The organism is Escherichia sp. WS1450 (assembly GCF_046487395.1).
GTDB lineage: Bacteria > Pseudomonadota > Gammaproteobacteria > Enterobacterales > Enterobacteriaceae > Escherichia > Escherichia coli.
The window spans coordinates 39763-61984 of the sequence record NZ_JBJQJO010000014.1 but is presented as its reverse complement, the minus strand read 5'-3'; the positions used below and the strand labels follow the sequence as shown (position 1 = coordinate 61984).

The window sequence follows — 22222 nt, the reverse complement described above, 5'->3', positions numbered from 1 at the left end:
TTGTATAACAAAATAGTTTCCTAATCGCCAATTAATATAAGCACCATCATTTCTCCCTATTGTTATATTAGAAGTGACAACGATTTGCAGGGTGATGCTGAGCTGACAATCACAGGTTTCCTTATCGGTTTTTGCATCGCACAACTAAAGCAATAAACGAGCTCCCGTCATCGGCGAATATGAATTAATTAGCCGGGCTCATAGCTGCATTCGCGTTTTAAGAATAATCCTCCTGCTCTCACCGACTATGCTTAACGTTTAAAAAAGCATCAGCACTCTCGCAACGCTCTCTTATTTTCCCCTTTAGAATACCGGAGGCCTGGTATGAGCAACCAAGGCGAATACCCCGAAGATAATCGGGTTGAGAAGCACGAGCCGCACGATTTTAGTTTGACCCGTCGCGATCTGATTAAAGTCAGCGCCGCAACGGCGGCGACCGCCGTGGTTTATCCTCATTCTACGCTTGCAGCAAGCGTTCCGGCAGCTACACCCGCGCCAGAGATAATGCCCCTGACACTTAAGGTGAACGGCAAAACCGAGCAGTTGGACGTTGATACCCGAACCACGCTACTGGACGCTTTGCGTGAAAATCTGCATCTGATCGGTACCAAGAAAGGTTGCGATCACGGGCAGTGCGGAGCCTGTACCGTGCTGGTCAATGGTCGCAGGCTTAATGCCTGCCTGACGCTTGCAGTCATGCATCAGGGGGCCGAGATCACCACCATTGAAGGCCTGGGTTCACCAGAGAATCTTCACCCCATGCAGGCGGCCTTTATCAAGCATGATGGCTTCCAGTGCGGCTACTGCACCTCCGGGCAAATTTGCTCATCAGTAGCGGTGCTAAAAGAGATTCAGGACGGCATTCCCAGTCACGTCACGGTCGATTTGGTTTCCCCTCCAGAAAGAACTGCCGATGAGATCCGTGAACGTATGAGCGGCAACATCTGTCGCTGTGGTGCATACGCTAACATCCTTGCCGCCATTGAAGATGCTGCGGGGGAGATAAAATCATGAAGGCGTTTACCTATGAACGAGTGAACACCCCGGCCGAGGCGGCACTTAGCGCTCAGCGCGTACCCGGCGCAAAATTTATCGCTGGCGGGACCAATCTGCTGGACCTGATGAAGCTGGAAATTGAAACGCCAACCCACCTTATCGATGTGAACGGGCTCGGGCTCGATAAGATTGAAGTGACCGACGCGGGTGGGCTGCGCATCGGCGCACTGGTACGGAACACTGACCTGGCAGCTCACGAGCGCGTGCGTCGTGATTACGCGGTACTCTCCCGCGCCCTGCTCGCTGGCGCGTCTGGTCAGTTACGTAATCAGGCAACCACCGCAGGTAATCTGCTCCAGCGCACGCGCTGCCCCTATTTTTACGACACCAATCAGCCCTGCAATAAGCGCCTGCCCGGGAGCGGCTGCGCGGCACTTGAAGGCTTTAGCCGTCAGCACGCGGTGGTAGGCGTAAGCGAAGCCTGCATTGCCACCCATCCGAGCGATATGGCGGTCGCAATGCGGTTGCTGGATGCGGTGGTGGAAACCATCACGCCGGAGGGAAAGACTCGCAGTATCACACTGGCTGATTTTTATCACCCTCCGGGAAAAACGCCGCACATTGAAACCGCCCTGCTTCCCGGTGAGCTTATCGTTGCGGTGACGTTACCTCCGCCGCTCGGCGGAAAACATATCTACCGCAAGGTGCGCGATCGCGCCTCCTACGCCTTTGCCCTTGTATCGGTCGCGGCGATTATTAAGCCTGACGGCAGCGGGCGCGTCGCGCTGGGCGGAGTAGCACATAAGCCCTGGCGCATTGAGGCTGCGGATGCTCAGCTATCCCAGGGGGCGCAGGCCGTGTATGACGCGCTGTTCGCCAGCGCCCATCCCACCGCTGAAAATACCTTTAAACTCCTGTTGGCGAAGCGAACGCTTGCCTCCGTACTGGCTGAAGCGAGGGCACTGGCATGAAATTTGATAAACCCGCAGGGGAAAACCCGATCGATCAGCTGAAGGTTGTCGGTCGTCCCCATGACCGCATCGACGGACCGCTGAAAACTACCGGCACGGCACGCTACGCCTACGAATGGTATGAAGAAGCTCCCAACGCCGCCTATGGTTATATCGTCGGTTCCGCCATTGCCAAAGGATGCCTCACCGCCCTCGATACGGACGCCGCGCAAAAAGCGCCGGGCGTACTGGCTGTCATTACCGCCAGTAACGCCGGGGCACTCGGCAAAGGCGACAAAAACACCGCCAGGCTGTTAGGCGGCCCGACTATTGAGCACTATCATCAGGCCATTGCGCTGGTAGTGGCCGAGACCTTCGAACAGGCGCGAGCGGCGGCCTCGCTGGTGCAGGCGCACTATCGCCGTAATAAAGGAGCTTACTCCCTGGCGGACGAGAAACAGGCCGTCAGTCAGCCGCCGGAAGACACGCCCGATAAAAATGTTGGTGACTTTGACGGGGCTTTCACCTCCGCTGCGGTGAAGATTGATGCTACCTACACGACCCCGGACCAGAGCCATATGGCGATGGAGCCGCATGCCTCGATGGCCGTCTGGGATGGGAATAAGCTTACCCTCTGGACCTCAAATCAGATGATTGACTGGTGCCGCACCGATCTGGCAAAAACGCTGAAAGTGCCCGTGGAGAATGTGCGTATTATCTCCCCGTATATCGGCGGAGGGTTTGGCGGCAAGCTGTTCCTGAGAAGCGATGCGCTGCTGGCGGCCCTCGCCGCCCGTGCGGTGAAACGTCCGGTTAAAGTGATGCTCCCCCGCCCCACTATTCCCAATAACACCACGCACCGCCCCGCCACCCTTCAGCACTTGCGTATCGGTACTGACCAGAGCGGGAAAATCACCGCTATCTCACATGAAAGCTGGTCCGGAAACCTGCCCGGTGGCACGCCGGAAACGGCGGTACAGCAAAGCGAATTACTCTACGCAGGGGCAAACCGTCATACAGGCCTGCGGCTCGCCACGCTTAATTTGCCGGAAGGGAACGCCATGCGTGCGCCCGGCGAAGCCCCCGGTCTGATGGCGCTCGAAATCGCGATCGACGAACTGGCGGAAAAAGCGGGCATCGATCCCGTCGAGTTTCGCATCCTGAATGACACTCAGGTTGACCCCGCCGACCCGACGCGCCGCTTCTCTCGCCGTCAGCTTATCGAGTGCTTGCGCACCGGAGCGGATAAATTTGGCTGGAAGCAGCGCAACGCCACACCCGGACAGGTACGCGACGGGGAGTGGCTAGTCGGCCACGGTGTTGCGGCGGGCTTTCGCAATAATCTGCTGGAAAAATCGGGTGCGCGGGTTCACCTAGAACAAAACGGCACCGTTACCGTGGAAACGGACATGACCGATATTGGCACTGGCAGCTACACCATTCTGGCCCAGACGGCAGCGGAAATGCTTGGCGTACCGCTGGAGCAGGTTGCGGTTCTCCTCGGCGATTCCAGTTTCCCGGTTTCTGCGGGTTCTGGTGGACAATGGGGCGCGAATACCTCCACCTCCGGCGTTTACGCCGCCTGTGTGAAGCTTCGCGAAATGATTGCCTCGGCAGTCGGGTTTGATCCTGGGCAGTCGCAGTTTGCCGACGGCAAGATTACCAACGGTACCCGAAGCGCCACGCTACATGAGGCCACCGCAGGCGGCAGGCTGACAGCGGAAGAGAGCATTGAATTCGGAACACTGAGCAAGGAGTACCAGCAATCGACCTTTGCCGGGCATTTTGTGGAGGTCGGCGTGCATAGCGCGACGGGAGAAGTTCGGGTCCGGCGTATGCTCGCTGTGTGTGCTGCAGTACGCATCCTGAATCCGAAAACCGCACGCAGCCAGGTCATTGGCGCAATGACTATGGGCATGGGCGCGGCACTGATGGAGGAGCTGGCGGTGGATGACCGTTTGGGCTACTTCGTTAATCACGATATGGCGGGGTATGAGGTGCCGGTTCATGCGGATATCCCAAAACAGGAGGTGATTTTCCTGGATGATACCGACCCCATCTCCTCCCCGATGAAGGCCAAAGGTGTCGGTGAGCTGGGCCTGTGCGGCGTGAGCGCGGCTATCGCCAACGCGGTGTATAACGCCACCGGTATTCGGGTACGGGATTATCCCATCACTCTGGATAAGCTGCTCGATAAACTGCCGGATGTGGTTTAAGGAGGAACAATGTCATACTCGCTTTTTGACAAAGACGAGCACTGGCATAAGCCAGAGCAGGCGTTTCTCACCGATGACCACCGGACCATTCTGCGCTTCGCCGTAGAGGCGCTAATGTCCGGTAAAGGAGCGGTGCTGGTGACGCTGGTGGAGATACGCGGCGGCGCGGCGCGCCCGCTCGGGGCGCAGATGGTGGTGCGCGAAGATGGCCGTTACTGCGGTTTTGTCTCTGGCGGCTGCGTGGAGGCCGCTGCCGCTTTTGAAGCGCTGGAGGTGATGGGCTCAGGCCGCGATCGCGAAATTTGCTATGGCGAAGGTTCGCCGTGGTTTGACATCGTTCTGCCCTGCGGCGGTGGGATCACGCTGACGCTCCATAAACTACGCTCGGCACAGCCTCTGCTCGCCGTGCTGAACCGCCTGGAACAGAGAAAACCGGCGGGTCTGCGCTACGATCCGCAAGCTCAATCGCTGGTGTGCCTGCCCACGCAAACCCGGACGGGCTGGAATCTCAATGGCTTTGAGGTGGGGTTCAGGCCATGCGTCAGTCTGATGATTTACGGACGTTCTCTTGAGGCGCAGGCAACCGCGAGTCTTGCAGCAGCCACAGGCTATGACAGCCATATCTTCGATCTTTTTCCGGCCTCAGCCAGCGCTCAGATCGATACCGATACGGCGGTCATTTTGCTGTGCCATGATCTCAACCGGGAGCTGCCAGTGTTGCAGGCCGCGCGAGAAGCAAAACCCTTTTATCTCGGCGCATTGGGCAGCTATCGAACCCACACTTTACGTCTGCAAAAGCTCCACGAGCTGGGATGGTCCAGGGAGGAGACAGCGCAAATCCGGGCACCCGTCGGGATATTCCCCAAAGCCCGGGATGCGCATACTCTGGCACTCTCCGTGCTGGCAGAAGTCGCCTCTGTACGTCTCCATCAGGATGAGGATTCATGCCTGCCCCCGTCGTCCTGATCCTTGCGGCCGGGCGTGGAGAGCGCTTTCTCGCCTCCGGGGGAAATACCCATAAATTAAGAGAAAAAATCTGCAGTAGCCGTTTTAGAAAATCACCTAAATCGTTTAAAAGAGCGCCCAACCCATAGTGGGCGCTCATCGCCTTGTGTAACTTATTCAGCAACGCGCGCCCTCGCCGGACTAAAGCGCACCGGCCTTCTGGCGTGCGGTAACAAAGGTCAGTACGCCAGCGCAAAGGAGCAGCACGCTACTCATAGCAAACGTGCTCTGCCAGCCAAGGCGGTCAAACACAATGCCTCCTGCCGTTGATCCAAGGGCGATGGCGAGCTGAATCACCGCGACCATGAGCCCGCCTCCAGCTTCGGCGTTGTCAGGCAACGTACGCGCAATCCATGTCCACCATCCGGTTGGCGCGGCGGTGGCCAGCATGCCCCAGAGTCCTAACAGCAGCGAGACCGTCCAGACGTGATGCCCGGTAAGCATCAGACCGATGGCAATGACGGCCATCAGTCCGGGTATGGCCATCAGCGTGGGGTAGAATTTTCTGTTGAGAAATGCCGAAACAACCAGCGTGCCAATAAAACCGGCCACGCCGATAATCAGCAAAATCGACGACAAGCCTAAGGAATTAACCCGTGTCACCGACTCCAGAAACGGGCGCACATAGGTGAATAGCGCAAACTGCCCCATGAAAAACAGGCCACAAGCTATCATGCCGACCACAACCATGCGGCGGCTAAATAAGCGGAATACCGCGCCACATGAAGTGTGGCTTTTATTCGCATCCATGCTTGGCAGGCTGATGCACTGCCAGATAAAGGCGACAACCGCGATGGGCACCAGGCACAAGAAAGCGCCTCGCCATCCGACCGTAGCCCCCAGATAGCTTCCCAGCGGTGCGGCCACGACCGTCGCCAGCGCATTACCGGCGTTGAAAATTGCCAGCGCACGCGTGACCTGATGCTGCGGCACCAGACGAATCGCCGTTGCCGCTGACATCGACCAGAATCCGCCAATAGCCACACCAATCATCGCACGACCGACCATATACATCAGATAACTGGAAGCCAGCGCAATAATAAGCCCCGATACGGCCATCAGAACCGTCATCCCCAGCAGCAGGAACTTACGATTCATCTTTCCAGCTAGCGTTGAAAGCGTCAGGCTGGTCAGAACCGCCTGCGCGCCGGAGATAGCAATCCCCTGCCCTGCAAGCCCCTCCGTCACGCCTAAATCGCGGGTAATCGGCGTGAGCAGGCTGACGGGCATAAATTCAGAAGCAATCAGCACAAACACGCACAGGGTCATGGCAAAAATACCGCCCCAGTATGCGCGCTGATGATGAGGTGATAGTGTTTGGCTTAGTGTCGACATAGTGAAATTTCACAAAGATCAGGATAAAAGCCACCAGCCTATGGCCGGTGGCTTTGCATCAATTCAGGAGAGGTTTTATTTCAGTTTGGTCTGGAAAAATTGTTCGAACTTCGCGAAAGGTATTTTTCCGGCCACGTTATCGTACAGGTCCACGTGATTTGCCCCTGGTACCACCACCAACTCTTTGTCTTTACTGCCAACCGCCTTGTAAGCATCTTCAGCAAAATAGCGTGAATGTGCTTTCTCACCGGTCACAATCAGCGTCGGAATGGTGATTTCACTGGCGTAGCTCAACAGCGGCATATTCATAAATGACAGCGGCATCGTTGCCGTCCACGCCCCGGTAGAGTTAACGGAACGTTCGTGGAAGCCGCGCGGCATGCGATAGTAGTCAAAGAACTCTTTCAGTACCGGATGAGGATTTGCCGGCAGCGTTTCTGGCAGAATGCGCTCGCCCGCACTGACCTTGCCGTTGCTATCGACATTAATATCATGACCACCGTGAGCGAACGTTCCGCTCTGCGCATCCTGCCAGCGCTGTTCATTCAGATATTGCAGAACGGCACGACGGTCGGCGGTAGAATAACGGTCTTTGCCATCCCCCACACCATGACCCATCGCCCGGCTCATGTCATACATCACGCTGGTAGCTACCGCTTTAACGCGGGTATCCATCGCCACGTCGTTCAGCGCCATGCCGCCCCAGCCACAAATACCGAGCAGCCCGATACGGTTGCGATCTACCTCTTTTTGCAGCCCTAAGAAATCCACCGCCGCGCTGAAATCTTCAGTGTTGATATCCGGTGAGGCGACGTTTCGCGGATAGCCGCCGCTTTCCCCGGTGTAAGAAGGATCGAACGCCAGGGTAACAAACCCTCGTTCCGCCAGCGTCTGCGCATACAAGCCGCTGGATTGCTCTTTCACCGCGCCAAATGGCCCACTGACCGCAATCGCCGCCAGCTTGCGATCGCCACGGTCTTTAGGCAGGTAAAGATCGCCCACTAAGGTGATGCCATATCGGTTCGGGAACGAGACTTTACGGTGATCGACTTTCTGGCTCTCGGCGAACGTTTTATCCCATTTATCTGTCATGGACACAGGGGCATTAGGATTGGTTGAATCAGCATAACTCATTGTCGTGACTCCACTTAATGATGCGAAAAGCAGCATGGTCGGCATCACGGTTTTTAGCGTGCGGGTGAAGGCTTTCATAAAAATCCCCATAAAAAACAACAGAGAGATACAGGTTTCCGACGGACAACGCTGCGGTACTTTACTTTGATGGGGTCATTATAGTGAGCAGAATTAGTGCTGATTAGGGGGCGATTAATGCTAAGATTAATACCATATTGTTATAAATTAATGTGGAGATTGCCGGCATGAAGGGGGGATGTTTCAATGGCGAAAAGGGAGAACTACAACGAGCTGTACCTGTTTATGCAGGTGGTGCGGGAAGGCAGCTTTACCGCAGCGGCTCAGCGGCTGGGTCTTGCTCAGTCAGGAGTCAGCCGTTCTGTTCGCGAGCTTGAAGAAAGGCTCGGCGTCCAGCTGCTGGTGCGCACCACGCGTAAACTGTCGCTGACACAAGCAGGCGAGCAGCTCTACCAGAAGACGGCATCTGGATTTGAAATGTTAGATCTTGGGCTTGCCACGCTGGCGCACTATCGAGAGACGCCCTCCGGCACGGTGCGTATCAATGCCAGCCAGCACGCGATTGATAAATGCCTGCTGCCAAAGCTGGCGGTATTTAAACAGAGATATCCTGATATCCGGCTTGAACTGATAAATGAGAGCCGGTTCGTCGATATCATCGAGGAAAGATTCGATGCAGGTGTCCGCCTGGGGCCTGAAGTCGGCCAGGGTATGGTCGCGGTACGCATCACGCCCGATATGGAGATGGCAATTGTGGGGACTCCGGAACATTTTCGTCGCTATGGTTTTCCGCAAACCCCGGCGGATTTAAAGGCGCATCCCTGTATCGCCTATCAGTTTGCCGACGGCAGCGTATACCAGTGGGAACTCAATCAGGATGATAAAAAAATCACTCATCGCCCTGAAGGGCAATGGGCCCTATCCGACAGCTATATGGAAGCAGAAGCCGCCCGGCTGGGCCTCGGATTGGCCTATGTTCCTGTTGAACTGGTCGCGGATGATTTAGAACACGGTAAGCTTATCAGGGTGTTGCAGCGTTACAGCCTGCGAATGGAGGGATTGTTTCTCTATTACCCTCATCGCAACGTCTCCCCCGCCCTGCGGATGGTCATTGATACATTGAAAATCTGAACGTTAATAACGACCGACTCTTCACTGTGCAAAATTGTGTCAGGTAGTCCCTCTGCGTTCAATTCCAGGGTCTGCTTTGAGCGAGAAAGAGCAGGCTTATCTGTACAAGGGGACTATCCAGCAATGGAGATCACCCAAAAGAAAAAACCACCTGGCTCCCTCGACAACCTTCATCCGGGCATTTAGCCTCAATCAACATTTTTATATCTGTCAGGTTACTTCATTATGAAAACTGATCATCATCGTTGTTTTTGTTGCAATAGTCGAATACGCGTATTTATTCCTCCATCTCTATTAATAATGGCAATAAACTGTTCACTTCACTGATATTTAAAATATGTATCCTTTTCAAGTTGTTCAGCGGCGAAAGAAAACGTATTAAATATGAATTCGACGATTTAACCATTTCAGTCTGATTGGTAATCATCTATGATTAATGCTGGTCTATTGATTACGCCAGCACCCTCTCTAGCTTATTCACCGCCGCCACATACTTCGCCGGATTTTTATCTTTCAGCACCGCCAGATTACGTTGCTTCCAGCGAATAGCCGGAAGATGCTGAATTTCAGGATAGCGATACCGCGACCAGTCAGGGCTGTTTTGCTTAAAACTGAGCGAGAACTCGCGATCCAGATCCGTAAGATGTGACTTCAACGCCTGCGGCAGCAAAGTCGTTACTGACAGCAGCGATTCCAGCGACGTTTCCTGCTGAGTCATCCCCGAAAATTCCTGAGCATACAGCGTCGTGATCCGCTCTGTATCCCAGTTTGGGGCCAGCAACTCGGCAATGGGGCGGGGATGGCCTGCCAGATAACAAAGAAAACCGTCAAAGATCTCCCGCATCACTCCCGGTTTCTCCAGCATATTCAGCACATCAAACAGATCGCGCGGGTGCTGACGATCAAGCGCTGCGCAGATTTTACCGCCATAAAGATCCGCCAGCGAGACGACACTCATGGTGGTGAAGCCATACTCCATTTCCACACGTTCGCACACAGGCATTTCTGCCGGAGGCAACAACAGCCCGCGCCAGACCGGGCTAACCTCGATCTTAATCTTTGCATCAGCGGTATTCACAATGATGCGCTTTTCATCCGCTTTATTTTCCTGCCGAATCGCGGTGATCCCCGGTCTGCCGTTCAGCGATGCAGTAATCCTCTTCAAAGCGTCGTTGATAGCCGCCAGATCAATATCCACCGACAGACGGGGAAAATCCTGCACAAACAAATTGATTGCCGTGCCGCCTTTCAACGCGAAACAGGACTCCTTCGCCACATGCGGCAGAGCAGCCATCAACAGCTTAACCTGCCGGGCATAACTATCACGCAGATCCATCTTCGACTCCTTCCGGTTTAAATGCGCGTGGAACAGTAATTTGATAATCCGGCTCCAGCCAGCCGCCGGGTATGATTTGCCGCTTTCCCGTACCTGTTTCTATACCGCTTTGATCAATATACTGAAAATAAGGGTGTCCATTACGCCGGGCAAGGTAAAGCATCACCCGGTTGGTTTTAACCGAATGACTGGCGCAGAGTAACGCCTGCAATTTACGCGGGCTGAGAAGATTCATCCCCTGAAACAGAGCATCGGCATGTTCGAACGATATCAACGAAGGAACGCCGCAGGCGATCTCATACGCGGCCAGTTCCGGGGCACTGCCTGCTAACTGGCGGTCGCCAATTTTCAGTTCCGTAGTCAATGACGTTACATCTACGGTAAGCCCCGATGTATACAGCGTGATAAATGTTGCAGATTGTTCGAAGGCAGCAAACCATCCCGGCAGCTTAACGTAAGCCGGAAGCGCGAGCCAGACCTGCGGCTTACCCGGTTCGGTATAGTGCGCATGGCCCTGAAGCGCAAGGCTGGTTAGCCCCGCCACCCGAACAGGCTTTTCCCACTGTGTTTGAAGGCAGTAAACCGCGTCTACCCAATCCGGCTCACGGCCCGTCCGGCAGTATACGCCGTGAGCGATCCGCCTGAGCCAGCCATTCTTCACATAGAGATAAGAGAGCTTACGATCTATGCCGTTGCGGGTAAGCCATGACTGGAGCAGCACCTGGCCGGGTAGCGTGTGCTGCATCAGCCAGTTTAGATAGTTTGGCAACTGTCGCCTCTGAATAGACATTAGTACAAATATTTAAACCAGTGTAGATTCAGGGATACGCCACAGCAAGAAATAGTTTACTTATTCCTCATTTTGTCGACTAAAAATCGACATTAAACAAAAAATTCAAACCTACCCATATTCGGGCAAAGTGCGACAAATAGACTCGGTCGGTTTAAAGAGAATATTTAACATAGATGCATGCCAGCCGTAGCGGGGTTGTGGGGCGTTGCATGGTTTGAGACGTGAAAACTGGCAATGTTAATCCCGTTGCGAATCACGCCAGTAACATTATGCGTTAAGCTGTGCGTGGAACTTAACGCACTAGCGAAGATGTATTCCGGCGATGACAGTCCCACATAAACAACAAGTGGCGTTAAGGCGTCTTTATTGTGGGCTTTGGGTAATTACGTATCAGGGTTTCGCGAGCCAGTCGCCTGCCACTATCATCGTAATAACGCTCCGGCCAGATAATGGCTGCATCCACACCAATCGCGCGGGCGATCAGAAACTCCCCTTTCTGCCATGGTTTTATCAGTGCGTTCGCCAGTGTGGAAGAAGACAACCCTGCCTCACGCGAGACCGCAGCCAAACTTGTACCACGTTTGCGCAGGCGGCAATGATATCGGCGGGATGCCAGTTTTTTGGACCATTTCTTTTACTCCTACATGTTACTTTTTTATCGATTATCCTGTTTTGGGATAATTTTGTAAATCACTGATATTCGATTTTGGGATTAAAATCGGACATCAACCATGTCATCAATTTATTCTGAAGAATATCAATTAGTTATAAAGTTACTACGATCTACCAGGATTGCTAAAGGCCTGACCCAGGCTCAACTGGCTAAGGCGCTGGGAAAACCCCAATCATTCATTGCAAAAGTTGAAAATGGAGAGCGTCGTCTGGATGTGATTGAATTTGCGCATATGGCACGGTTGCTTTCTCTTGATCCGGCCGATGCTCTGAGAATAGTCATGCGGTGAGTTAAGATAATTATCCTTTTTTGGGATATTTGTTGAGTCATCGGATAGTCAATTTTTTACATATTGTCGGGGCTATCGGGATGACTTCCGTCTATTCGAACGAATATCGAATGGTAATAAGAACACTGCGCGAAGCGCGGATAGATAGCAACATCACTCAAGACGCACTTGCAAAGGCATTCGGCAGACCTCAGTCATTTATTGCTAAGGTTGAAAGCGGTGAAAGGCGGTTGGATGTCGTCGAGTTTGTTCGCTTCTGCCGCCTGGTAAACATTGAACCCGCCAGTATTCTGAAGAAGTTGTGAAAAAATCCAATGGTTGCTCTTGTCTACGCCTGAAACCAGCCCGACTGGCGCGTGGACTTTCTTAAAAGCGCTTAGTAATGGCGGCAGACATTGATGAATTTTTTGCCATTACCGCTTAACCACTGTGAAGACGGCGTACATAAACCAAGGAAGGAGGCGTGAAAAATATGCAAAAAAGAAACATATAACCAGGCCATATGACAGTAAAAGGCTTATAGAGATCAAGAGATAGCTTGTATAAAATAGACGAATTATTACTTTAGAGAACATGAAGTTATGAGCGCAATCACATTACGTAAAGCGTTGGGTGTACTTGCGAAGTCATCTTCGTTTTCCGTAACCACGATGACGCATCGTCAAAAGGATGAGTTCGATCAGTTAAAAGAACAACTCTTTGTAAAACAAGAGATTGAAACTGAGCTGCAACGTTATCTGGATGTTGCTAAGCCCGGTGAAATCATCTTTTTGTGCGGCAGTAGTGGTGATGGAAAGTCCGAAATTTTGACCCGTTGTAAGTCAAATCCTCGTTATCAGCAACGCTTTAGTTTTCATCTGGATGCGACACACAGCTTTGCCCCCCGACAATCAGCTATTGATGCTTTAAATGATTTATTTAGCAATCATCACCAGCACTCATATCCTTTGCTTATAGGCATCAATACCGGGATGCTCGCCAACTTTGCCAGAGAAGGTGCTGAATGCCATCTGGCGATCCGCACTGCGATCGATTCTTTCTTGTCAGCAGATCAGGAAGAAAGCCGCCCATACCGCAGTGGGAATTGTTCTTTTTTTGACTTTGAGCATTACCCTAAATTCCAGTTTAATGAAAAAAAACAGTATTCATCGTTTATTAAAGCATTACTGGATAATTTAACCCGTGATGATGATAGTAATTTGTTTCAGTTTATTTTTCGACATGATGAGACCGTTAACCCTGAGCTGAAAGAAGTTGCTAACTATAAATTACTTTGTCTGCCGGGTGTTCAGAATGTCCTCATCACTCAGCTCTTTAAGGCCCGCCTGATTAAAGATCAGTTTGTGACAACCCGAACTCTACTGGATTTTCTGCATCATTTGCTTATGGGGCCGGGGTATTTATTTGATAATCTTTTCACTGGGGCAGAAAACGACCTGATTAAAAAAGTTTCTGATTTTGATCCTGCCAGGCTGCACACCTATGAAATCGACCAGTTTATTTTGCGCTACGAATTGGGCCTGGTAGATCCTGAGCTGGATGATTTTTTAGCTGCACTCGCGCCATTACACATTAGATTTGATCGCCAGTGCGTTAATCCAGGTGATGCGGCCTCGTTAATCAGGCTCTTTTGGTTGTTGCAGGATGAATCTCTGGGGAATAATTATCACCAGAAATTTTCCGTATTCTTTAATGAATCCTTATTTGAGCATTATTCAGAAATCTGGCATCTGCACAAAAATTACACCGCTGACTCAGAGCAGAAAAAAGCACTGAACCGGTTTTATACATCGGAACTTATTGCTGGTATTCAGCGCTATGCAAACCGCAAAGCGCCGGAATTAAGTATGCAAAAAGAAGAGTTCTTTTTGGGTGAATATGGCGGGGTAAAAATAACTGCGCCAGTCGAATTGAAACCTGACTGGGAGGCCATCCGCAATAAAAATACGGCCCACCCTACTGGCTTCGACGTGCATTTAAAAGTTGGGCAAAACTCTCTGTTACCTGTTCGTATCGGACTTAATTTATTTGAACTTCTGAACAAATTAAACAATGGCTATCGCCCCAATAAATACGATAAAAATGCCATTGTTCTACTGGACGAAATCGTTGAGTTGATTACTGAACAGGCCAAATCCAGCAGCGAAATCAAGTTTTATGCTGGTGGGCAGCGAGTTTATCGCGCTAAAGCGGACGACGACATGATTACCATTAGCGGTATGGAGGGTTAGTGGAATGTACCCTATCGCAACGACGTTAAAAGTGGGTAACAATCAACTGGATAGTTATCTGCCGATACGTAACAAAAACAATGATATTAACTGGCAATTTGTCACCGGATTGGTGCTTAGCTACGCCCTGAAGCGTAAAATTGATGCCTATACTCCCAGTCAATTTCGCGATGATTGCAAGGCTCATTTGCAAGAATTGCTCGATGAACCAGCATTCTGGACTGTACTGGAGCGGATGTATTTTTCCAGTGAAGATATCTTTCGTGTATCTCCGCTTTTTTTACTATTTCATGCTCAGTTTGATGGCGAAAAAATAAGTGGCGCTTCAATGGCCGATAAACGCCTTGGTACGCTGTTTGCTAATCTGATGGGGGATTTCAGTCTGGAATATCCCATCCAAGATAAGCTGAACTTCATTGAGCAGCAAATGCTAAATAAGCTCAATGAAAAAATAAAGTTACTGGGAAAAGGTCCATTCACCGAAGAACAACCCTATCTTCCCTATCTGGTGACTTGTTTTCAGTCTGATCTGGCATTTTTGGCAGAACACCCTCAATATTTGTTACAAGAATTGACCAATACTCTGCGTTTATATGCCTTTAGCTGGTGTGCCCAACTGGCGCTCAATCTGGACAACTGGCAGGACGGCGAGCCACAAAGTAAGTCGCTTTTCTTTATTCTCGACACTGAAAAAGCCAGTTCTGAACGGGATCAAATAAAACGCTTTGGTTATAAGTGGTTCGCTCGTCAAAGTGAAAAACTTTTCCCAATACTCTCCGCGCTAGAAGTTCTACAAATAAAAGGAGATAAGAAGCGTCCGCTCTGGCAGGTCTATCAGGATTGCTTAAATTTTTCCGATAACTCATCTCGATTGCTGCAAGATCTCAATAATTATTTGCAGGAATTTATCGAAAAGCGCGAGCTTTCGGCATCGAAGTATACGCAAGCCGTTACGCTGGAAGAAGCTTTTAAACAATTATTAACCGTTGCTGTTGAACAGTTTCAGGATAAGAAATCTGATCGTGCGACAGTTAACCGGAAATACATCAACGAGCTTGAAACCCAGATCTGCACCGATTTCATTCAGGTGCGTGGTCGGGCGGGAAAAGTACTGGTACTGAATCAGGATCGTCTGCTGCTGTTGACCAATCTCACTGTGGGTAAAAATGACAAACTACGCCTGCATGAGTTGTTGCGCGGTTTTGAACAGCGCGGATTTTATCTGGATAACCAGTCGGCACAAACGCTGGTAGCGTTTTATGAACGTATGGGAAATGTGGAGCGAATGAGTGACAGTGGAGACGCCGTGTATGTCCGTAAAACAGTATGAAACCTATCTGGCGGAAACCTTTATTGAATGGGTAAGTGGCATTATTCAACCTGGTGAGCGTTACCAGTTTAAATCTCCTGACCCTGACAATGCCCTGCAACTCTGGCAGGCTTTTGTTGATCTGGCAGGTGACAATCAACTGGAAATTGCGCCAGAGCAGCGCCTTGCCTGTCTCTCCTGTAATGGTATTCAACTTATTCCGGTGCTGCACGGAGCCGCAGCGCCAGCATTCACGGAAAACTACATATCCCATTTGCGCGATGAAGTTGCTGGCCGCAGCGGGGTGTTTGCCAAATCTGCACTGTTGATTATTCATAACAGCATGCTGGACACCCTGATTAACAGCACAAAAGACGTCGCGGCACCGGGAGCTATCTGGCATCCCGAAACCTTCAGTCATGAACTGGAAAAGTTGATCACGACGGACAACAACCGTTCAGAGTTGTCGCGTTGCTTATTAAAGGATCAACGAACAACGGTACTGGATGAAGGTGCGACCGTATTTGGCTTCTCGTCGTTGTATCGCCTGCTGGACGACGGCAATCTGGATTTCTCCGAGCTATCGCTGTTTAAAGATGATGAACTACTGAATTTTAGCCAGAAACAGCTCCATACCCGACTGAATGAAAACAGGAAGTTATTTCGTCAAATCGAGGACAGCGTTGAACGCTACAGTGGGCAACTGGAGAACGTATTAACTGAATTCAGCGCCAAATTTATTCAGGAACATTTCAACGATAAAGACGACTGGCGCGAGCTTGATTTCGCTGTTTATCTAAACGAAAAAGAACAGAACCGCGAACAAAAACTGGTACTGGATGATATCACGGTCGAAAATGGCGTGATTTGGCAACGGGCGAAAAGTGCAAGTAAAGCTGGCAAGCGCGACATCAGCCTGCTGGTACAGGTACCACCAGAACAATCGCAAACTGAGCTGGAGTTTTGCTTTCAGGGCAACGATCTTCAGGATAATCAGATAAAAATTGCGCATCATCGTCAGTTAAAAAAAGAGCGTTTCTGGCGAATTAGTCGTGCAGGGGGAAAAAGCTCCCGTATTATGGCGTCGGTTCCTTTCGATGGGAATCCCTGCTTCTTTAGCCTCGAACTGACTAACCGCAATAATTCTGCCGAAGAATACAAGTTCCGCCTGTTGCTGGTCAGGCAGGGACAATTCTGGCTAGACGATATTCAGCATTGTTTCCGTATCGAGCCAGGTAAACCACAAATCACACTCCAACGTGAAGACAACGAACTACGAATCGCTGAGTCGGGTAGCCAGGTCTGTATACTGGATGAAGAAAATGGTGATATTGACTGCCAGCATTATGCATTGGTGAATTTTGAAACACTGGCAAATCAAAGCGATCTGATCCAATTTAAGCTTGTTTCAGGTGATTCTTGTCTGGCATTCAATATCGAAGGGCCGGGAGCCGAAGAAGGGTTAACCTTACCGCTACTTTTTGACCAGAGTCGTTTCAATAAACTGTTCAAAGAAGACGGGAATGCGTCCTGGAACCGGTTGAAGGGCCGTATCATTCTTGATAATACCGAACACAAGGTTGTCGGTGTTCGCCAGCAGTTACTGACGCTGGAAGCCTCATTAGTTGATCAACGTCTTTTGGGGACAGGAGATGATGATAGCGCGTTTGCGCTGGATGAACTCGTTGCCAGCCACCCCGATCTTTATAACGCCTACGACCAATTATTCCTCTACTACCAGCGCTGCGGTACTTTACCTAGCCTGGTATCGTGGTCAGCAGAATACTGCGCGCTGGTAAGCCATATAGTGACGACCTTTGAACAGGCGCTTCAACAAATCGAGTTGAGCAGAGCGTTAACAGCGCAGGAAAAGCGCCTGCTCCATCTGGGTATTTGTAACGTCGATAGTCATGAACGTCTCTCCCCGTTGCATCCCCTGGTGTTGGCCTACCATTTACAACTGGTACAAACTATCTGCGCAGAGCAGGAACAATACGACTCAGCGTCATTTGCCACACTACCGACCATTACGCTTAATCGTCTGGTGGTGTCCGGCTTGATGCCGTTCGTTTACCACAGTGAACACGAATACGCACAGTTGCAACCGGTGGAAGAAAATCGCTTCTGGATCGATGTCGTTCCCCAGCGCCAGGTGAGCCACGATTACGTAAAACGTTTGGTAAAAGACAAGCTCAATGAATTTACCGAAGCCTACGCCCGGCTATTTCAGAGTCCCGGAAACAATGCATTGATTATTAATGCTATTAATCAGGGAACAGCGAAAGAACTGTTTCTGGGGTTAGTGGAATATTTTAAGCAGGAAAAAGAGCATGCTATTTCGGTGCATGTAAATTGCTACGATGAACGCCTGCTGCCAAATATGTTTGATCGATTTGCCGAGAGTGGCAGCTATGAACAGCTTAAAAACGACCTTGACCTGAACAGCGGCGCGTGGCGAGCTGAGGCCGATATGCTGATTGACTTGTTGCGCAGTCGGTTAACGTTTAGCAAATTTGTCCTGCCGTCAGAAAACGACAAATTGGCCTATGCACATCTGGCGTTTTTCACCAATACAGCTCCGGTGGATTGCCGCCAGATCCGCATTGAGGATGCAGCCAGCGGTGTACTGTGTCATGGGTTGATTGCCGGAGAAGGAGCTGAAACACAGGGGGATGCTTACTTTACCGCGTTTGGCCTGCGGAATGTTGATACTGAATCTTACTGCGCTCTACGACTTGCCAGGTTAGTGGGCTGCCTGTGGCAGCCAGCGCGTCAGAGCAACAGTCAATACCACGGACAAGGGATTGGACTGGCCGTAAGCGGCAATTTTAAACAGCTACTCAATTATTCTTACAACAGTGCGCTCTGGACCACCATTATTGACCCCAAAGTTACTCTCGACTTCTTTACTAGCCAAAAAGATGTTGTGCTAATCCACTATTCCGATCAGTACACCAGTTGTGCAGGCTACGATGCGGTGACGGTAACGAAGCAGGTCGATCTGTTCCTCCGCTTGCTCCAGACCGAAAGCCAGTCCGGGCAATCTGCCGTTGATAGCCAGCATCTACTTGCCGAATTTAATGCTTTTAACGGCGAGTGGTTGCTGAAGATGTTGCGCTCCAGTGAAAAAGAACGCAAAGAGAAATATGGCATCATTGGCGCATATAAATTTGTACAGTCCATGCTGAGTGAGTCTGATATCTGCTGGGTACCGCTATCTGTAGCCGAAATGATTCGCGTATCTGGTAACGTCGGGCTAAAGATGAAGGAAAGCGATTTATCCAGAAATCTACAGGGGTACCGTAAAGGCGCGATCTCTGATGATGTGCTCTTTGTTGGTTTTAAAGAAAACCGCCTCTATTTACTGCCGCTGGAAGTCAAAACCGGCGCTCGACCAGATTACAACTATGCGGGCCAGCAGGCAGCTGAGCTTAAACGTTATTTACAGCAGGATATTCTGGAGCCGCATACACTGGCATCGCAACTTTATCGAGCGCTCTTTATTCGACAGGTGCTGATGCAGGTAGAGAAACTTCGTCTGTACGGTGTGCTGGACAGTCATAAGCTGGCTCCCCTGTTGGATCGCCGCGAATGGTGGTTGACGGGTGACTATCAGTTGGGTGAGTTAAAAGACTATGCTAATGGCTTTGTTGTTGCACATGTAGACAGCGGATCTTGCTTCGATCTCTCCTATAAAGAGACGACAGGGAATATCTTACAGATCGAAATTCCTTATTCATTACTACCCTCGTTAATCACTACCCGTGAAGGTGAATTGCCATTGGCTGAACGCTACCGGGTACCAGATAAATACCGTCTTAAGCCAGAGTGTGATGAGCGCCCATCCCCATCTACATCGGGTGTGCAGGTAATTACACCGCCAGACACACGGCCTGATACTCCAAAGCCGACACCTGAGGTCAGCACTGTACCCTTACAAGTATTATTTGGTCATGACGCTACACGGCAAACCCCATTGTTCTGGGAACCGACCAACACCACGAAGTTTATGAATACCAACACTGGCATCATCGGTACGATGGGAACCGGGAAAACGCAATTTACCAAATCGCTGGTGACACAATTAATGCGTAACCAATCCTGTAACATTGATGGAAAATCGATTGGTTTACTGATCTTTGATTATAAATCTGACTATGTGGACGAGGCTTTTCTGAAGGCTACTGGCGGTAAGAAATATCAATTATCGTTACTACCTTATAACCCTTTGTCACTGTTTGGTGATATGCCCATGTTACCCAGACATACGGCAATCGCATTTTCTGAAACAATGGGGAAAGCCTATAACCTGGGTGTGAAACAGCGTATGAAACTGGTTACGCTAATCATGGAGTGCTATGAATTAGCAGGAATAGTGCCTCATGATCGCTCAACCTGGAATCGTGTAGCACCGACCATAGAAGATGTGTGGCAGCGATATCTGGCTCAGGAAAAAGTAGAAGAAGACTCATTGTACGCCGCGCTTTATAACTTAGCTGGGTTTCAGATATTTGAAACAGACCCAGAGAAAATGACCAGTCTGTATGATCTGGTGGATGGTGTCACTGTTATCGAATTGGCTGGCTACTCATCAGAGATTCAAAACCTGGTGGTTGCGCTAACTCTGGATCTGTTTTATGCGCAAATGCAAAAACGCGGCAAGCCAGTGATTCAGGGGGATTATCGTCAGCTCACCAAGATGATTCTGGTGGATGAGGCAGATAACTTTATGCGTCAGGACTTTGCCAGTCTGAGGAAGATCCTTAAAGAAGGTCGTGAATATGGTGTTGGAGCGATCCTGTCAACGCAGGAGATTACCCACTTCAAAACTGGAGAAAATAATTACGCTTCATATATTCTAACCTGGGTTATCCATCGTGTGTCAGAAATTAAGAATGCGGATATCAAAGCTGTATTCAACGTGGATGATAAGGGCGAACAGGAATCGTTGATGGGGCAGATTCGGCAGCTTGAAAAACATTTTAGTCTGTATATTGATGGGTATAAGCGGGTTAGGAAGATGAGAGACCTAGCGTTTTGGGAGTTGCTGACGAATGAGTGAAAAAAGACCTGAAAGTATAATCGTGCTAATTTCAGAAGTTTGGCGGCGGATCAAATTGATCAGCTCAAATCATTTTTTTTACATCTATTTTATCTTGATTATTGTTCTCGCTGGAACTTTTGGAATTTGGTATGTTATTTTCTCTTCAGGAGAGTCATTGTGGACACGACTGCTAAATAATATGAATACGATAAATCTTGTTTCATTTTCGGTTCCATTATTGGCTACAACAATATTCGACAAACTAATGGTAGAGAAAACCAGTGAGGAGCTTGAGGAGGATTGTATCCCTGTACAGCGTTGGTTAAAACTAGGTTCTCTTTTTATGTTTATCATCATTACTATTTTTTATGGAATTGGAGCTGGTAGTGGTTCTGTATTTTCATTTTGGTCATTCGCAGCTTGGTCTCTGTCTCTATTGTATTGGGTTTTATCTAATATTGAAAATCCTAATTATTCAATGAACATTGATCTAAAATCATCATCAGGTGGTACCAAGATCGGTTCTGTTGACAATTTAAGGAGAGGGTGAAGATGAGTTTTTATACAGGTAAAACAATAAAAGTTAGGCAGCCATTTGGTGATTTTTATATTGCATCAATTCCTGCCAAACTATTAATTCAGGTATGTTACTCATTCGCAGCCCAGTATGGTAATGAAGTATTAACTGGAGTACAGCGGGGAATCAACGAAAATAGAGTGAAGGCAATAGCTCATTTTTGCTCCACAAATGACGCAATGTTTCCAACATCCGTTATATTATCTGCTAATTTAGATGCTAATGGAGAAACAGTAAGTAAACCTTGGTATATAGATACTGATTCTAATCTAGTAATACCTTCATCAGAAATAAATGCATCAATTGTGGATGGTCAGCATAGAATAGAAGGATTAAAAAAAGCAATCGAAAGCGGTGAACTCGCTGCTGATTTCGATCTTGTATGCGCTATTTACTTTGAGCTGCCAGCACCTAAGCAAGCAGAAGTATTCGCCACAATAAACTTCAATCAACAAAAGGTTGATAAAAGTCTTGCCTATCAATTATTTGGATATGACCTAGATTCTGTTGATAGTGAGTTTTGGTCTCCTGATACGTTAGCTATTTATTTGACGAGACTGCTAGATAAAGAAGACAATTCACCTTTAAAAGGGAGAATTGATTTTGGCATGAAGAAATTAGACCTTAGCCATCAAAACAAAAATTTTTTCGATAATGATTGGTATATTTCAACATCTACCATCGTTCAAGGTATTACATCTTTAATATCAACAAATGCCTCAAAAGACAGATATTATTTGCATAAACGCCGTTTGTTTAAAAAAGATCGAAGCATTTTAAAAGATATACCATCGAAAGCCCCATTAAGAGATGATTATATAAATAATAAAGATGGGCAATTGTATGATCTTATCAGTGATTATTTTAAATATTGTAATGCATTTTTTTGGAATTCAGAAAACATAAATTTTATGAGAAAAACCATTGGCATTCAGGCTTTGTTTGATTTATTAAAAGCGATTGTAAGTGACATCAAAAATAAGAAAGGTATTATTTCATTTAATGAAATATGTACTTACCTACGTAACATAGACATACAAAAACTTAAAGACCTGAATGTTAATTATTCAGGAATTGGTCGTTCGCAAATTAGAGACCATCTTAAAAAACAATGTGGTATAGTTTAAGTTGAAAATCTATTAGATCATCCTGATCCCCCTTTTTCATATGAAAAGGGGGGATCAA

At 49.1% G+C, this 22222-nt stretch carries 16 protein-coding genes and 2 pseudogenes; 13 read left to right on the top strand and 5 right to left on the bottom strand.

Going from position 1 to position 22222, the window contains the following annotated elements; translation table 11 throughout:
- The first annotated feature begins 324 nt into the window (after positions 1-324).
- Genes paoA through paoD form a run of 4 tightly spaced genes read left to right on the top strand, consistent with a single transcriptional unit; the run spans position 325 to position 5128 of the window.
- A complete protein-coding gene (paoA, locus tag ACJHYR_RS16950; RefSeq protein WP_059327848.1) occupies positions 325-1014 on the top strand; it encodes an aldehyde dehydrogenase iron-sulfur subunit PaoA in 690 nt (229 codons plus the stop codon).
- Positions 1011-1967 carry an aldehyde oxidoreductase FAD-binding subunit PaoB gene (paoB, locus tag ACJHYR_RS16945; RefSeq protein ID WP_000643330.1) on the top strand — a complete coding sequence of 319 codons (957 nt, stop codon included), beginning with the start codon at positions 1011-1013 and terminating at the stop codon, positions 1965-1967. The genes paoA and paoB overlap by 4 nt, the downstream gene beginning before the upstream one ends.
- Positions 1964-4162, top strand: coding sequence for an aldehyde oxidoreductase molybdenum-binding subunit PaoC (gene paoC, locus ACJHYR_RS16940; protein WP_001586706.1), 2199 nt, complete (start codon positions 1964-1966; stop codon positions 4160-4162). Before paoB ends, paoC begins: the two co-directional genes overlap by 4 nt.
- Positions 4163-4171: 9 nt before the next feature.
- Positions 4172-5128, top strand: a complete 957-nt coding sequence (gene paoD / locus ACJHYR_RS16935; protein WP_000122401.1) for a molybdenum cofactor insertion chaperone PaoD — start codon at positions 4172-4174, stop codon at positions 5126-5128.
- Positions 5129-5308: 180 nt separating this feature from the next.
- Here the strand turns inward: paoD and ACJHYR_RS16930 are convergent, their stop codons facing one another.
- Positions 5309-6436, bottom strand: coding sequence for an MFS transporter (locus ACJHYR_RS16930; RefSeq protein WP_000171079.1), 1128 nt, complete (start codon positions 6434-6436; stop codon positions 5309-5311).
- Positions 6437-6577: 141 nt separating this feature from the next.
- A complete protein-coding gene (locus tag ACJHYR_RS16925; RefSeq protein ID WP_001586705.1) occupies positions 6578-7636 on the bottom strand; it encodes an alpha/beta hydrolase in 1059 nt (352 codons plus the stop codon).
- 264 nt (positions 7637-7900) lie between these two features.
- On the opposite strand from ACJHYR_RS16925, the gene ACJHYR_RS16920 reads away from it, so the two are divergent.
- Positions 7901-8785 carry a LysR family transcriptional regulator gene (locus tag ACJHYR_RS16920; RefSeq protein WP_001119037.1) on the top strand — a complete coding sequence of 295 codons (885 nt, stop codon included), beginning with the start codon at positions 7901-7903 and terminating at the stop codon, positions 8783-8785.
- Between the two features lie 229 nt (positions 8786-9014).
- Positions 9015-9083 (top strand): annotated as a pseudogene (locus tag ACJHYR_RS16915) (hypothetical protein); the annotation flags it as partial.
- Positions 9084-9236: 153 nt separating this feature from the next.
- Here ACJHYR_RS16915 and ACJHYR_RS16910 read toward each other — a convergent pair.
- The 3 genes and pseudogenes from ACJHYR_RS16910 to ACJHYR_RS16900 all read right to left on the bottom strand — a co-directional run bounded on the left by ACJHYR_RS16910 (position 9237) and on the right by ACJHYR_RS16900 (position 11577).
- Positions 9237-10121, bottom strand: a complete 885-nt coding sequence (locus ACJHYR_RS16910; RefSeq protein WP_001615045.1) for a nucleotidyl transferase AbiEii/AbiGii toxin family protein — start codon at positions 10119-10121, stop codon at positions 9237-9239.
- Positions 10108-10890, bottom strand: coding sequence for a type IV toxin-antitoxin system AbiEi family antitoxin domain-containing protein (locus tag ACJHYR_RS16905; RefSeq protein ID WP_001134467.1), 783 nt, complete (start codon positions 10888-10890; stop codon positions 10108-10110). The genes ACJHYR_RS16910 and ACJHYR_RS16905 overlap by 14 nt, the downstream gene beginning before the upstream one ends.
- A gap of 376 nt (positions 10891-11266) precedes the next feature.
- Positions 11267-11577: pseudogene (locus tag ACJHYR_RS16900) on the bottom strand (helix-turn-helix domain-containing protein).
- A 68-nt stretch (positions 11578-11645) separates the two neighbouring features.
- On the opposite strand from ACJHYR_RS16900, the gene ACJHYR_RS16895 reads away from it, so the two are divergent.
- From ACJHYR_RS16895 to ACJHYR_RS16865, 7 genes are all read left to right on the top strand, one after another.
- Entirely contained in the window at positions 11646-11876 is a 231-nt protein-coding gene (locus ACJHYR_RS16895; protein ID WP_001577779.1) for a helix-turn-helix domain-containing protein, read from the top strand.
- Between the two features lie 80 nt (positions 11877-11956).
- Positions 11957-12181 carry a helix-turn-helix domain-containing protein gene (locus ACJHYR_RS16890; RefSeq protein WP_024187424.1) on the top strand — a complete coding sequence of 75 codons (225 nt, stop codon included), beginning with the start codon at positions 11957-11959 and terminating at the stop codon, positions 12179-12181.
- A gap of 276 nt (positions 12182-12457) precedes the next feature.
- Positions 12458-14107 (top strand): DNA phosphorothioation-dependent restriction protein DptF, encoded by a 1650-nt coding sequence (gene dptF / locus ACJHYR_RS16885; protein ID WP_001586703.1) that lies wholly within the window; start codon positions 12458-12460, stop codon positions 14105-14107.
- Positions 14108-14111: 4 nt separating this feature from the next.
- The gene (gene dptG / locus ACJHYR_RS16880) at positions 14112-15437 is read left to right on the top strand and encodes a DNA phosphorothioation-dependent restriction protein DptG (protein ID WP_001586702.1); all 1326 of its coding nucleotides are present in this window, start codon (positions 14112-14114) and stop codon (positions 15435-15437) included.
- Positions 15418-20478 carry a DNA phosphorothioation-dependent restriction protein DptH gene (gene dptH / locus ACJHYR_RS16875; protein ID WP_001586701.1) on the top strand — a complete coding sequence of 1687 codons (5061 nt, stop codon included), beginning with the start codon at positions 15418-15420 and terminating at the stop codon, positions 20476-20478. The genes dptG and dptH overlap by 20 nt, the downstream gene beginning before the upstream one ends.
- Positions 20471-21010, top strand: coding sequence for a hypothetical protein (locus ACJHYR_RS16870; RefSeq protein ID WP_001586700.1), 540 nt, complete (start codon positions 20471-20473; stop codon positions 21008-21010). The genes dptH and ACJHYR_RS16870 overlap by 8 nt, the downstream gene beginning before the upstream one ends.
- Before the next feature lie 2 nt (positions 21011-21012).
- Positions 21013-22164: a DGQHR domain-containing protein gene (locus ACJHYR_RS16865; RefSeq protein ID WP_001586699.1), complete on the top strand. Its 1152-nt coding sequence runs from the start codon at positions 21013-21015 to the stop codon at positions 22162-22164.
- The last annotated feature ends 58 nt before the right edge of the window (positions 22165-22222 follow it).